Below are 12,882 nucleotides of genomic sequence, written 5' to 3' on the forward strand. Positions count from 1 at the left end.
TAAAATATGACTTTAACTTTTTTAAAAAGATTTTAGGTAGTCTTTTAATTATTTCAAGTTTTAAAGATTAATCTTGAAAAAGGGTTTAAATTTAGATATTATGGTGATGTAGGAAAAAATTTTTCTTATCACCATGTTTTATTAATGCTAAAAGCAATGTTTTTTAGTTTTATTGAGCTTTTTGTTTTATAAATTAAGAATATTACTTGTTAGTAAAATAAAGTTAATGTTTTAATTTTTGAAAAATTCTAAATTTTTTAAATAAATTTTGTAAGGAGAGGGTTGATTTTGTTTAAAAGGTTTATTTTTATTGCTTTACTTTTATTAGTGTTGTCTTGTTTTAAGTCTAATGGAAAGTCTTCTAAATCTGACAAAGTTATTATAGGTGTTTTAGCTAATGGTAGTTTTTACGATAAAGGCTATAATCAAAGCGTTTATGATGGTGTTGTAAAACTTAGAGATGATTTTGGAGTAAAACTTATAACTAAATCTTTAAGGCCTTACCCTATTGAGGGCAAAAGACTTCTTACCGTTAATGAAGCAATGACCGAGGATGCTTATGAGGTTCAAAAAAATCCTTTAAATCTTTTTTGGTTGATTGGGTATCAATTTTCCAGTTTATCAGTTAAGCTTTCGTATGAACGACCAGATATTTGTTATGGGATTATAGATGCCTTTGATTATGGTGATATTCAAGTTCCTAAAAATTCCTTGGCTATTAAGTTTAGAAATGAAGAGGCTGCATTTTTAGCAGGGTATATTGCTGCTAAGATGAGTAGAAAGGAAAAGATTGGATTTTTAACAGGCCCCACAAGCGAATATTTGAATGATTTTAAGTTTGGTTTTAAGGCTGGAATTTTTTATGCTAATCCCAAATTAAGATTGGTTGCAAAAAAAGCACCTTCTCTTTTTGATAAAGAGAAAGGCAAAGAAATGGCTCGGTTCATGTATAAAGAGGATAAAGTAGGTGTTATTTTTCCAATAGCTGGTATAACTAGTCTTGGAGTTTATGACGCTGCTAAGGAACTTGGACCTAAATATTATGTTATTGGTTTAAATCAAGATCAATCATATATTGCGCCTCAAAATGTTATTACTTCAATACTTAAAGACGTCGGTAAAGTTATTTATTCTGTTTCATCAGATTATATTAAAAATGGAGTTTTTAAAGGTGGAGTTGTTATTGATCGGGGGTTAAAAGAAGGAGTAATAGAAATTGTTAAAGATCCAGATGTTTTAAATAATAGGTTAGTTTATGAAGTTATTAATCTAGAAAATAAAATAATAAATGGAGAAATTGTGGTTCCTGATAGTGAATATGCATTTGATTTATTTAAATCAAAGTTATAAGCTACTTAGATATAGCTTTGTTTAAAAAGGGGGGTAATTTATGAATAAATTATTATTGTTTATTTTGTTTGAGGGTGTTATTTTTTTATCTTGTAGTGGTAAGGGTAGTCTTGAGAATAGCATTCCTAAGGTATCTTTAATAGTTGATGGAGCTTTTGATGATAAATCTTTTAATGAAAGTGCTTCAAATGGCGTAAAAAAAATTAAAGAGGAATTTAAAATTGAGCTTCTTTTAAAAGAATCTTCAACAAATTCTTATTTATCTGATCTTGAAGGGCTTAAAGATGCGGGTTCAAATTTAATTTGTCTTGTTGGATATAGATTTAGCGATGTTGCCAAGGCTGTTTCTTTGCAAAATTCTGAGGTGAAATATGTAATTATTGATCCTGTTTATTCTAATGATTCTATTCCTGCAAATTTAGTAGGGATGACTTTTAAAGCTCAAGAAGGAGCGTTTTTAACGGGTTATATTGCTGCAAAAGTTTCTAAAACAGGTAAAATTGGATTTTTAGGGGGAATAGAGAGTGATATAGTAAATGCTTTCAGGTATGGGTATGAGGCTGGTGCTAAGTATGCTAATAAAGATATAAAGATATTTTCTCAGTTTGTTGGTAGTTTTTCTGACATTGAAGCTGCTAGAAGTATTGCAACTAAAATGTATTCTGATGAGATAGATATTATTCATCATGCTGCAAGTCTTGCAGGGATTGGGGCTATTGAGGTTGCAAAAGAACTTGGTTCTGGACATTACATTATTGGAGTTGATGAGGATCAATCATATCTTGCTCCCAACAATGTAATCACATCTGCAACAAAAGATGTTGGTAGATCTTTAAATATTTTTATATCTAATTATTTAAAAACTAATATTTTTGAAGGTGGAAAATTAATAAATTATGGCCTTAAGGAAGGAGTTGTAGGGTTTGTAAGAAATCCCAAGATGATTTCTTTTGAACTTGAAAAAGAAATTGACAGTCTTTCTAGTAAAATAATTAATAAAGAAGTTATTGTTCCATATAATAAAGAAAATTATGAAAAATTTCTTAAAGAATTTGTTTGAATAAAGATTCAATTTATATGTTTTATTTTTAAGTATAAAAACCCATTGGTTTTGTTTAAGTGATGGAAATGGAAAAGTATCTGGATAAGGGTTGATTTTTATATTTGGCATTTTTTCGATTTCTTGCTTTAGCAGGAGTGAAATAGAAATTGGTTTAAGTAAGATTAAAATATCTATGTTAGATAGTATTTTTAATGACAAATCTCTTAATTCTAGGATAATAAGGCTTTATTTTGTTTAAAAAAAAGTTTTCTAAAAAATATTGAAGAAGTTTTTTCTACTACTTTCTCTATAGTTTATTTTGGCTATGTTGCAGATTTTAATAATTTAAAATAAAGGGTTTGTCTGTATTTGGCTTATAGGATATGCTTGCCAATGTTTCTTTCTCGGTTTTAGTTTAATTAGATTATATTAAAAATGGGGGGGGGTAAAGGTGGAGTTTTTATTAATCGAAAGTTAAAAGAGGGAGTAATAGAAATTGTTAAGGACCTTGATGTTTTAAAATAATGGATTAATTGATGAAGTTATTAATCTAGAAAATGAAATATTAAATGGAGAAATTATTATTCTTAATAGTAAATATGCATTTGATTTATTTAAATCAAAGTTATAAACTACTTAGATATAGCTTTGTTTAAAAAAGGGGGAATAGTTTATGAATAAATTATTATTGTTTATTTTGTTTGAAGGTATTATTTTTTTATCTTGTAGTGATAAGGGTGGTTTTGAGAATAAAATTCCCAAGGTTTCTTTAATAATTGATGGAACTTTTGATGATAAATCTTTTAATGAGAGTGCTTTAAATGGTGTAAAAAAACTTAAGGAAGAATTTGAAATTGATCTTGTTTTAAAAGAATCTTCAACAAATTCTTATGTATCTGATCTTGAAGGGCTTAAAGATGCGGGTTCGAATTTAATTTGGCTTATTGGATATAAATTTAGCGATGTTGCCAAGGCTGTTTCTTTGCAAAATTCCGAGATGAAATATGCAATTATTGATCCTGTTTATTCTAGTGAGCCTATTCCTGCAAATTTAGTAGGGATGACTTTTAGAGCTCAAGAAGGAGCATTTTTAACAGGTTATATTGCTTCAAAAGTTTCTAAAACAGGTAAAATTGGATTTTTAGGGGGAATAGAAGGTGATATAGTAGATGCTTTCAGGTATGGGTATGAGGCTGGTGCTAAGTATGCTAATAAAGATATAAAGATATTTTCTCAGTATATTGGTAGTTTTGCTGACATTGAAGCTGGTAGAAGTGTTGCAACTAAAATGTATTCTGATGGGATAGACATTATTCATCATGCTGCAGGTCTTGGAGGAATTGGGGCTATTGAGGTCGCAAAAGAACTTGGTTCTGGGCATTACATTATTGGAGTTGATGAGGATCAATCATATCTTGCTCCCAATAATGTTATTACATCTTCAACTAAAGATGTTGGTAGATCTTTAAATCTTTTTACATCTAATTATTTAAAAACTAATAATTTTGAAGGTGGAAAATTAATAAATTATGGTCTTAAAGAAGGAGTTGTAGGGTTTGTAAGAAATCCCAAGATGATCCCTTTTGAAGTTGAAAAAGAAATTGATAGCCTTTCTGGTAAAATAATCAATAAAGAAGTTATTGTTCCATATAATAAAGAAAGTTATGAAAAATTTCTTAAAGAATTTCTTTAAATAAAATAAAAAATCAATTTATATATTTTATTTTTAAGTATAAAAACACATTGGTTTTTTTTAAATGGAGAAGCGTTCTATATGAGGATTGCAATTTTTATATTTGGAATTTTGTTAACTTCTTGCTTTAGCAAGAATGGAATTGAATCTGGTTCAAGTAAGATTAAGATATCTATGTTAGTAGATGGTGTTCTTGATGATAAGTCTTTTAATTCTAGTGCCAATAATGCTTTATTGCGTTTGAAAAAAGATTTTCCAGAAAGTATTGAAGAAGTTTTTTCTGCTGCTGTTTCTGGAGTTTATTCTAGCTATGTTTCAGATCTTGATAATTTGAAAATGAATGGCTCGGGGTTGATTTGGCTTGTGGGGTATATGCTTACGGACGTTTCTTTATCGGTTTCATTAGAAAATCCGGAAATTAGGTATGGAATAATAGATCCTATTTATGGTGGTGATGTTCAGATTCCTAAAAATTTGATTGGTGTTGTTTTTAAAATAGAGCAAGGCGCTTTTTTAGCTGGCTATATTGCAGCTAAAAAAAGTTCTTCTAATAAAATAGGTTTTATAGGGGGCGTAAAAGGTGATATAGTAGATGCATTTCGTTATGGTTATGAAGCTGGTGCTAAGTATGCTAATAAAGGTATAGAGATCGTAAGTGAATACTCTAATTCTTTTTCTGATGTTAATATTGGTAGAGTCATGGCTAATAAAATGTATTCTAAAGGAATAGATATAATTCATTTTGCAGCTGGTTTGGCAGGAGTTGGTGTTATTGAGGCGGCAAAAGAACTTGGTGATGGTTATTATGTTATTGGAGCTGATCAAGATCAATCGCATCTTGCTCCTAAAAATTTTATTACTTCTGTTATAAAAAACGTTGGTGGTGCTTTGTATTTAATTACTAGTGAATATCTTAAAAATGATAATGTTTGGGAAGGTGGAAAAATTGTTAAAATGGGGTTAAGAGATGGTGTTGTTGGTTTATCTAATGCAAATGAATTTGAATACATAAAAGTCCTTGAAAGGAAAATAATCAATAAAGAGATTATTGTTCCTTACAATCAGGAAGGATATGAAATTTTTATAAAACAAATATTAAAGTTATAGATTTTTCAAAATAAAAAGATTTTAATTTTCTAGTTTTTTGATTTTTTAATTATGTTATATTTGTTGTGTTATAATAAATAGAAGTACAATTTCTATTGTTTTAGAGGATTTAGCATTGAATAAAAAAATGTTTCCCAAAATTTACTATTATGATCAAGACTTTATTGATATTTATAATAAAAGTTTATCCTGGATTCAAGACAAGGTTATTTTACAAAAAGTTGCTGATAAGGGTAAAAAAGATAAAAATTATTATTCAGAGAATTTTAATTATATAGATCAGATGCAAGCTTGTATGTCAAGCTTTTTCCTTGTCTATAGTAATGGGGAATATTCATCTACATCTACAATTGATAAATTTTATCAACTACAGGAAGAATCTGGCGCAATAAGGGCTAGATATGATAATAATAATGCTATTATTGATCTTGATGAGAATGAAGAAAATATTGGATTTCCTATTTTTGCATGGGCTGAATATAATTTATATCATAAAACGGGAAATAAAAAGAGAATTTCTGAAGTTTTGCCAATTCTTGATAAGTATTATAAGTGGATAGAGAGCAAATTTTTAAAGAAAAATGGTCTTTATTCAATTAATGTAAATAAAATTTTTTATAAAAACTCTCCAAGAGTAGATGCACATTATCCTATAGATTTTAATTCATTACAGGTTCATAGTGCGTATTGTATTTCTAAATTAGCAGACATTTTAAATGATAAAAATTTATCACTTGAGTATAAAAAACGATTTTTTTCTCTTAAGGTTAAAATTAATTCTTTAATGTGGAGCGAAAAAGATGGATTTTATTATGATCTTGATGAGAATGAAAATATTCTTGAGATTAAGACATTAGTAGGGTTTTTCCCAATGCTTTCAGAGATTCCTAGTGAGGACAGAATAGAAAGAATGATTTTTTATTTAAAAAGTACTAAACATTTTGGGACTCCAAATCCTTTCCCAACGCTTTCTGTTAGTGAGCCGGGGTTTAGTGAAGATGGTAATGGATATTATGGTTCAGTTTATACTTATATGAATTTTTTTGTGATCAAAGGCCTTGAATATTGTGGTCGTGCAAATATTGCAAGGGAATTTACTATAAGACATTTATATTATATATTAGATACTTTAATGCCGTTTAATAAAATCAAAGGACACATTTGGGAAGCTTATAAGCCTATGCAAGAAGGGCCTGCATATTTTGATTCTAATAAAAAAACTTATACTGAGAAAGATCTTATTTGTTATCTTTCGCTTTTTAGTATTAGTTTGATGATAGAAAATATTATAGGACTTACAATTAGTTTGCCTGATAAAACCGTATATTGGAACATACCTACTCTTGAGATTATGGGGATAGAAAGCTTGTCTCTTAAAAAGAATCAAACTACAATAATTTGTAATAAAGGTAAAAGAGGTTGGGAAATAAAAATGGAATCTGAAAAGCTTTATTATTTTACAATAAATATATTAAATAAAAAAGAAAAAACCCTTCCTATCCCTTCGGGAAGATGTTCTATGTTATTAGATAAGCTTTGATGAATTGGATTCATTAAATGTCTTGTAAAATTTAAATTTTTTGGAGGCCTTTTAATGATAGATATTGATGAATTGAGAATTTTTCTTAAAGAGAAGAGTTATTCTAAAATCAAAGAAAAATTTTTAAAGCATGATTCCTTTGACATTGCTGAGGCTCTTAAAAGACTTAATGGATCTGAATTGATTTTACTTTACAGATTTTTGCCCAAAAAAATAGCAGTTGAAACTTTTTCCAATTTTGATCAATCTACAAAAAACAAATTAGCAAATTCTTTTACAAATAAAGAAATAAGCGAAATGATTGATGAGCTTAATCTTGATGACGTTATTGATCTTTTAGAAGAAGTTCCTGCAAATGTTGTTCAGAGATTTTTAGCAAGCTCTACAGAAGAGAATAGAGAAATTATTAATAAATTTTTGTCTTACAATGATGATTCTGCAGGTTCGATCGTAACAATTGAATATGTTGAACTTAAAGAAGATTTTACCGTTGGTCAAGCTCTTGACTATATTAGAAGGGTGGCTAAAACCAAAGAAGATATTTACACTTATTATATTACAGATTATGAAAAGCATTTAAAAGGAGTTATAAAAATTGAGGATTTAATATTAGCTAAAGATGATGTTATTTTGGCATCAATAATGAGAAGTAGTGGGTTTTATATTGTGGGGGTCAATGATGGGAAAGAGGATGTTGCGCTTCTTTTCCAAAAACATGATATTACCAGTGTTCCTGTTGTTGATAATGAAGGAAGAATGATAGGGGTTATTATTATTGATGATATTTTAGAAGTTATTCAATCTGTAAATACTGAAGATTTTCAAATGATTGCGGCTGTTAAACCCTTAGACACATCTTATCTTGATACTTCTATTTTGGTTATGACAAAAAATAGGATAATTTGGCTTTTAGTTCTTATGGTATCTTCTACTTTTACAGCGACAATCATTTCAAATTATCAAAATTTAATGTTGTCTTTAGTGGTTTTAGCTAGTTTTATTCCCCTTTTAATGGATACTTCGGGAAATGCTGGTTCTCAGGCATCTGCTTTAATAATTCGTGAGCTTGCTCTTGGTACTGTTAAGGTAAAAGACTTTTTTAAAGTTTTTTTAAAGGAAATATGTGTTAGTATTTTGGTGGGGGGAATTCTTGCTAGTGTTAATTTTTTAAGAATTGTGTTTTTTGTAGCCCCACAGCATTCTGATAAGCTAAAAATAGCGTTTGTAGTTTCATCTTGTTTAATGGTAAGCTTGACCGTAGCAAAGATATTAGGAGGTCTTTTGCCTATTGTTGCTAAAATTTTCAAGTTAGATCCAGCACTTATGGCAGGTCCTTTAATTACCACAATTGCAGATGCTATTACTTTGATAGCTTATTTTAATATAGCGAAATGGGTTTTGGTTAGTTATGTTGTTTAAATTTTGTTTAAACATGTTAATTGTTATTTTTTTATAATAGGACATTTTAAATGTATAATTGCATTTTTTGTAAAATAGTAAACAAAGAGCTTCCTAGTTATAAGGTTTATGAGGATGATTTAGTTTTAGCATTTTTAGATATTAATCCTTTAACTATTGGGCATACTCTTGTTATTCCTAAAGAACATAGTGAGAATTTGTCAAATATGGATGATAAATTTAATGAAAGAGTTTTAAGAGTATGTAAAAAAATTTCGAATGCTTTAAAGAAAATAAATTCAAACATTTGTGTTGGAATAAATATTCATTCTTCTTTGGGGGCTGGCGCGGGGCAAGAGATTTTTCATACCCATTTTCATGTAATTCCAAGATTTAAAGATGATGGTTTTGGTTTTAAGAGAGACAATAAACTTAGTCTTGAAGTTGATAAATTTAAAGAGTTATCTACGCAAATAAGTATGAATATTTAATTTTATTTTGCCTAAAAGGGATTCTTTATGAGAAGAAGCTTTTTTTTCTTTTTTGTTTTTATGTTTAATATATTAAGAATTTATTCAGGAATTCCTGGATATCTTAATGTTTACAATGGAGTAGGGGTTGGTGTTGATAACTTTACTCAAGATTTATTCTTCTATGAAAGGCTTAAATATCAATTTTTCAGTGGACTTGGTGTTAATGTTTCTCAAAATTTTGCATTTGGTGGAGAATTTAATTTAGATATTAAATTTTTACCAAGTTATACCCCTTACACCAAAGAGATTATGTTTGTGTTGGATGATCGGTCATATTTGAGACATTCTCTAAATTATTTCATAGTAAAAGATATTTCAGTATCAATGAGAATTTATGGCAATTATTTCTTTTTACCTTGTACCCCAATGTTTAGTTTAATCTTTTTTACAGGTTTAAAATTTTCATATATTGATGCAAAAATCTATTTTAGAGATTCAAGAGATTGGGTATTGCTTAGCAATGTTGTTTTAGGAGTAGACATTGGTGCTAGAATTAATATAGATTTTATTTTTTTGGAATATTCAGTTTCTCCAATTTTTTATAACAAACTTTTATTTTTAAATCAAATGCATAAAATAACTTTAGGCTTTATTTTTCAGCTTGATGTAGCAACAAGAAATGACAGCGAGATACTTTCTATTTTGTAAATTTTATTAACTAAGGATATTTTAAATTTTCTTCTTTGATATTGTTTAATATTTGTAAATATTTAGAAGATTCATATTTAGCCATATCAAGATTATGTTCTTTGTAATTCCCGCATTCTTTATGGCTTGCGCCTGGGATAGGCTCTGAAAAATTTACAATTTCGGAAAAAAGCCAAGATATTAAGTCAATAAGATCTTTACTTTCATAGTTTCCAAAAATTATTAAGTAAAACCCAGTTCTGCATCCCATGGGACCGAAATATACTATTTTTTCGGCCCAAACCTCATTATTTCTAAGTAAAGTAGCTCCTATATGCTCTATTGTATGTATTGCTGCGTTTTCAATTATTGGTTCGATGTTAGGAGCTTTGATTCTAATGTCTATTGTAGTAAATATTACATTTTCAAAAGTATCTTTTCTTGAGACATATATACCAGGATTTAATTTTGTATGATCTATTGTGAAGCTTGTTATTTTTTTCATTTTTTTAGCACCGTTTGTATTTTTTTTACAAAATCTAATTTTTCCCATTCAAATTCATTTTTTCCAAAATGACCATAGGTACAAGTTTTAAGATATATGGGTTGTTTTAGTTTTAATTTTTCAATTATACCGTTGGGAGTTAAATCGAAGTTATTGATAATGAAATTTAATATTTCGTTTTCATATTTAGGATCATTTATTCCTGCAGTTATTTGAATAGATATTGGGTTTTCAATTCCAATTGCATATGCAAGTTGTAGTTCAAATTCTTTAGAAATGCCGGCTGCTACCATATTTTTTGCGATATATCTTGCCATGTAGGCAGCTGATCTGTCAACTTTTGTGGCATCTTTACCGCTGTATGCTCCTCCTCCATGTCTTGCAAATCCTCCATAACTATCAGCAATAATTTTTCTCCCTGTAAGACCTGTGTCTCCGGTAGGCCCTCCAATTACAAAATTTCCAGAAGGATTGATACAATAAGTAGTATTTTCATCAAGTATTGATTTGTCTTGAATGGCAGGCTTGATAATTTCTTCAATTATTGTTTGTCGCATTAGTTTTTTGGAGATATTTGGGTGGTGTTGGTGAGAGACCACAATATTTTTTATTTTTATAGGTCTTCTGTTTTTATCGTATTCCATAGTAACTTGAGATTTTGAGTCGGGTCGCAACCATTTTATTGCTCCCGATTTTCTAAGATTGCTAGCTTGTTTTAGAATTGAATTAGCAAGTTCATAAGGAGCAGGTAAAAAATTTTTTGTTTCATCGCAAGCATATCCAAATATTATTCCCTGATCACCTGCTCCAAGGGCATTAGACCCTTTTTTTTCAATTGCGTTTATGATGTCACGCGATTGATTACCAACGGCGTCTATTACTGTTATTGTTTTGTAATCAAGCCCATAATCAATATTTGTATAGCCTATGTCTTTAATAATGTTTTTAGCAATTTCTTTTATATCTATAGCTTTTTTTACAGGACTATTTATTTCTCCTGCTACCACTACTAAATTTTGCGCAATTATGACTTCGCAAGCCACTTTTGCATTTTTGTCTATTTTTAGCATTTCATCAAGTATTGCATCAGAGATTTGATCTGCAATTTTATCTGGATGCCCTTCAGATACAGCCTCAGAAGTTAAAGTTTGGTTAGCTGCTATTATTTTATTCATATTAGCCTAATAAGTTCCTTTGTCATTTTGCTTGAATTTATTGATGATGTTTTTAAAAATTTATTAAAGTCTATATGGTTGTCTTTATTGTTTGGTAAATCAGAAATTGAACGAATTATTATGAATGGTATTTTAAATATGTATGCTACTTGAGCTATTGCAGCTCCTTCCATATCTACAGCTAAAGCATCTTTGAAATTATTTTTAATTATTTCAAGAGTTTTTTCATTGTCAATAAATTGATCTCCTGTTAGTATTAAGCCGATATGTATATCAATGTTTAAAAGTTTGTTGTCAATAATGTTGACTGCTTTTTTCAATAACTCTTCATCTGCGTTAAACTTTTGTGGTAAATTAGGGACTTGTCCTAGTTTGTGTCCAAACTTGGTTAAGTTAAAATCATAGTATGCTGCTTGTGAGGATACTACGATATCTAATATTTTAAGGTTAGAGTTTTCTTTTATTCCGCCAGAACTTCCAGAGTTTATTATATGAGTGATTTTATATTTAGATATGATTTGATTACTCCAAGTAGCTGCGTTAACTTTTCCAATTCCTGTAGTTAAAGATATTACATCTTTTCCCAAAATTTTTCCTTTATAAATTTTTTTATTTTCTAAGTAGTCGTTTAATACAACTTCTTTTTTTTCATCAATCATTTTATTTATTTCTTCTGCTTCTTCTTGCATAGCTGATATTATCAAAATCATTCTTTTTCTCCTTTAAGTGTCTTATATACTATCTGTTAAAGAATATTTATTTTTAATTAGTTCTATTTCATCTTGATTGAGTATTTTTTTTATTCCTGTGTTTGTGTTTGGTATAGCCTGAACGCTAGGCTCATTTTTGTCTACAACTTTTCTATTTTTTATTATATAACTTACATATGGTAGATTTGGGTTAGAATCATCTATGTCTACTATTTTGGCTATAGAATTGTCATTAAGTTCTACAATAAAGTCTAAAGGGCAAGAAGATATTGCATTGATTATTAACTTTAAAACCCTTTTGTCAAATTTTTTGTCAGCATCTTTAATCAATTCAATAATAGATGCCCCAGAATTAAAAGATTTTTTATATGTCTTATCTAAAATGATAGCGGAATAGGCGCTAGCAGCGCCTATTATGTTTGATTCTATGCTAATGTTGTCACTGGTTAATCCTTTAGGATAGCCTGTGCCGTCTAGATTTTCTTTATGTGTTAAAAGTGTTAAACATATTGATCTTGACAAATTGCTTGTTGAAGCTACTTTATAGCTTATTATGGGATATTTTTTTATTATTTCTAGTTCTTCATCAGTTAATGCTTCTTTTTTTTCGCTAATTTTTGATGGGATAAATAGAAATCCTATTTTATGTAAAAGTGCAATACTACAAAGTTCTACTGTTTTGTAGTTATTTAGTCCCATTTCATTACCAAGGGCTACTGTCAAGAGAGCTGTGTTTACTGAATGAATAATGTGATAGTTTGCAGAAAGCTTGGGAATTCTAAAATATTTGATGAAAATTTTTTTCTGTTTTTTGTAGAATTCCATTACTTTTTTTACAGTAGGCATAATATCTTGGTAATATATTTTTTTATTTCTTTTGCAATTTTCATAAATTTCTTCTAAATTGCTTATTATTACATGATAACTAGAAATAGCCTCTTCGTTGAATTTTTTATGTATTTCTTCATATTCTCTTTTAACAGAATCATCGCTGAAAAAATTTGTTCTCTCTTTAATGTATGATTTTAAGTTCCATTTTTCAATAAGCTCAAAATTTTTCTCTCCAATAAATGCATTTTCAGGCCAAACCAAGAATTCCTTGTCTATTAAATATGATGAATTTTTTATATTTTTAATAATGCTTTCAAAATTTTGCATTTATTTCCTTGGAATTAAGCTCTATTAACCATGTATATCATATT

Annotated in this window: 12 protein-coding genes; 8 read left to right on the forward strand and 4 right to left on the reverse strand. The window is 28.7% G+C overall.

Going from position 1 to position 12,882, the window contains the following annotated elements; genetic code table 11:
- Positions 1–288 precede the first annotated feature (288 nt).
- The 8 genes from bmpC to HNR35_RS02395 all read left to right on the forward strand — a co-directional run bounded on the left by bmpC (position 289) and on the right by HNR35_RS02395 (position 9,311).
- Entirely contained in the window at positions 289–1,350 is a 1,062-nt protein-coding gene (bmpC, locus tag HNR35_RS02355) for a nucleoside ABC transporter substrate-binding protein BmpC (protein ID WP_183223670.1), read from the forward strand.
- Positions 1,351–1,390: 40 nt separating this feature from the next.
- Positions 1,391–2,410: a nucleoside ABC transporter substrate-binding protein BmpA gene (gene bmpA, locus HNR35_RS02360; protein WP_183223672.1), complete on the forward strand. Its 1,020-nt coding sequence runs from the start codon at positions 1,391–1,393 to the stop codon at positions 2,408–2,410.
- Positions 2,411–3,065: 655 nt separating this feature from the next.
- Entirely contained in the window at positions 3,066–4,085 is a 1,020-nt protein-coding gene (gene bmpA, locus HNR35_RS02370; protein WP_183223674.1) for a nucleoside ABC transporter substrate-binding protein BmpA, read from the forward strand.
- 81 nt (positions 4,086–4,166) lie between these two features.
- On the forward strand, positions 4,167–5,192 hold the full coding sequence (bmpB, locus tag HNR35_RS02375; protein ID WP_183223676.1) for a nucleoside ABC transporter substrate-binding protein BmpB: 1,026 nt from the start codon (positions 4,167–4,169) through the stop codon (positions 5,190–5,192).
- A 115-nt stretch (positions 5,193–5,307) separates the two neighbouring features.
- On the forward strand, positions 5,308–6,732 hold the full coding sequence (locus HNR35_RS02380) for an MGH1-like glycoside hydrolase domain-containing protein (RefSeq protein ID WP_006433422.1): 1,425 nt from the start codon (positions 5,308–5,310) through the stop codon (positions 6,730–6,732).
- 54 nt (positions 6,733–6,786) lie between these two features.
- Positions 6,787–8,151 carry a magnesium transporter gene (gene mgtE, locus HNR35_RS02385; RefSeq protein WP_006433645.1) on the forward strand — a complete coding sequence of 455 codons (1,365 nt, stop codon included), beginning with the start codon at positions 6,787–6,789 and terminating at the stop codon, positions 8,149–8,151.
- 50 nt (positions 8,152–8,201) lie between these two features.
- On the forward strand, positions 8,202–8,621 hold the full coding sequence (locus HNR35_RS02390; protein ID WP_183223678.1) for an HIT family protein: 420 nt from the start codon (positions 8,202–8,204) through the stop codon (positions 8,619–8,621).
- Positions 8,622–8,648: 27 nt separating this feature from the next.
- Positions 8,649–9,311, forward strand: coding sequence for a hypothetical protein (locus HNR35_RS02395; protein ID WP_183223680.1), 663 nt, complete (start codon positions 8,649–8,651; stop codon positions 9,309–9,311).
- Between the two features lie 10 nt (positions 9,312–9,321).
- On the opposite strand, the gene HNR35_RS02400 is transcribed toward HNR35_RS02395, so the two are convergent.
- Genes HNR35_RS02400 through pdeB form a run of 4 tightly spaced genes read right to left on the reverse strand, consistent with a single transcriptional unit; the run spans position 9,322 to position 12,838 of the window.
- A complete protein-coding gene (locus HNR35_RS02400) occupies positions 9,322–9,795 on the reverse strand; it encodes an S-ribosylhomocysteine lyase (protein ID WP_004790298.1) in 474 nt (157 codons plus the stop codon).
- Positions 9,792–10,970, reverse strand: a complete 1,179-nt coding sequence (metK, locus tag HNR35_RS02405; protein ID WP_183223682.1) for a methionine adenosyltransferase — start codon at positions 10,968–10,970, stop codon at positions 9,792–9,794. The genes HNR35_RS02400 and metK overlap by 4 nt, the downstream gene beginning before the upstream one ends.
- On the reverse strand, positions 10,967–11,680 hold the full coding sequence (locus HNR35_RS02410; RefSeq protein ID WP_183223685.1) for a 5'-methylthioadenosine/adenosylhomocysteine nucleosidase: 714 nt from the start codon (positions 11,678–11,680) through the stop codon (positions 10,967–10,969). Before HNR35_RS02410 ends, metK begins: the two co-directional genes overlap by 4 nt.
- A 21-nt stretch (positions 11,681–11,701) precedes the next feature.
- Positions 11,702–12,838 carry a cyclic di-GMP phosphodiesterase PdeB gene (gene pdeB / locus HNR35_RS02415; protein WP_183223686.1) on the reverse strand — a complete coding sequence of 379 codons (1,137 nt, stop codon included), beginning with the start codon at positions 12,836–12,838 and terminating at the stop codon, positions 11,702–11,704.
- Between the last annotated feature and the right edge of the window lie 44 nt (positions 12,839–12,882).

Source organism: Borreliella spielmanii (genome assembly GCF_014201705.1).
GTDB classification, from domain to species: domain Bacteria; phylum Spirochaetota; class Spirochaetia; order Borreliales; family Borreliaceae; genus Borreliella; species Borreliella spielmanii.